Origin of the sequence: Photorhabdus heterorhabditis, assembly GCF_001280945.1 — a bacterium.
Lineage (GTDB): Bacteria > Pseudomonadota > Gammaproteobacteria > Enterobacterales > Enterobacteriaceae > Photorhabdus > Photorhabdus heterorhabditis.
This window is the reverse complement of record NZ_LJCS01000167.1, coordinates 1-1,401: the sequence shown is the minus strand read 5'-3', so window position 1 is coordinate 1,401 and position 1,401 is coordinate 1. Positions and strand designations below refer to the sequence as shown.

1 protein-coding gene and 1 pseudogene are annotated in these 1,401 nt (G+C 41.5%); both read left to right on the top strand.

The genetic code is table 11. From position 1 onward, the window contains the following. Nucleotides 1-434 (top strand): DUF5625 family protein (locus AM629_RS21095; protein WP_054481756.1); only part of this gene is annotated, 434 nt, incomplete at its 5' end. A 48-nt stretch (nt 435-482) separates the two neighbouring features. Further along, nucleotides 483-1,401 (top strand): annotated as a pseudogene (locus tag AM629_RS24445) (S8 family serine peptidase); the annotation flags it as partial.

Here is a 1,401-nt window from a genome sequence, read left to right as displayed (position 1 = left end):
AGCCTATTGATATATACAAACCGATTGACGTATCGAAGTCTGGTCAATCAGTCAAAATTGATTTTGAAATTAGCAAGAAAGGGAATTATCAGTTTGCCTTGCTGTTTGATAAAGGGGATGACTATGAAGAAATGAAAAGGCGGCTTGAGTTGTTCGGGGATATTGATAAGGACGGGATAATAACCCCTGTTTCACTTCAGATAGTTAAAGATGGCAAGGTCTTTTTTGATGAAAAAATAAACGCTGGGGGATATGGCTGGGGACGTACCTTTGATTATGAAGAAAGGAGTATAACCACGGCGGTGCGAGAAATTAAAACATTTTCATTATCCCCCGGACGTTACTCTGCTGTCATTACCACTTTGGAGGATGTCCCCGCCTTTAATGGCATCGAGAGTTTTGTCGAATTCACTTATTACAATCCGAAAATTTAACTTCTGTAGAAAAACGAAGAGAAATAACAACTAGAGGAAATAACAAGTATGGAAAAGAAATATACCGTAACTTATAAAGTTGCTCCGATGGGGGCTAAGTATGTTTATCAGGCCGATAAGGGTGATCACAAAGCGGGAGACGTACATTCTTCATCTGGTGGTCATATGTGGTATGTAATAAATGACGGGAATGGAAATGAAAAGAGTTACGGTTTCGAGTCAGTGTATGATAAACCGTGGGGCGAAGGGCGAGTAACGCGGTTTGATAATGCTGCCTACCAACAGACTTCTTATGAAGTTACCGTAGCTTTGACGGAAGTTCAGTATAACAAGTTAGTCGCATTTTCGGAAAATCCAAAGAAAGTAGGTGGATTTAGGGATAAAGAATACAGTCTGCACTCCAACAGTTGCGTAGATTTCGTGTTTTTCTCATTAACATCTATTGGATACAATACGCATGGTATGCAAGGAAATCAGTTTCCCGTAAATAACATTATTCCTTTGAGTAATATGTTGAAATATAATGGAGCTGAAATTATTCGTAACAATCTGGTTCGTGATGGTAAGTATTATGAGTATCATGAGGCAAGCGATGTTATTAAAACTTTATGGTTGACCCCAGATGAGAATAAGCGCGTCTCCTCACCATCGACAAACTTAATTAACATTGATATCAATTCCTCCCCACAGCCGCAGAAACATATTCAGGGCGAAAATAAAGTGCAGCAGGATGTTGCCAACGGTTATATCCAAAATTCCGCGACCCATAAAATATTCACCCTCGCGGGCATTCTCAATAAAACCGATTTCGCTTCAACACAGATGGCTAGCCTTGCCACCGGCGGCATTCGTCCCGGTGAAATGCAGCTCGACCCCAATGTCCGGCCCAACGCCTATTTATCGCAGTTCTACCTCGACCTGACCTTGAATGGCAATAAACAGGACACCAGCCTGCGCAACGCTGTGA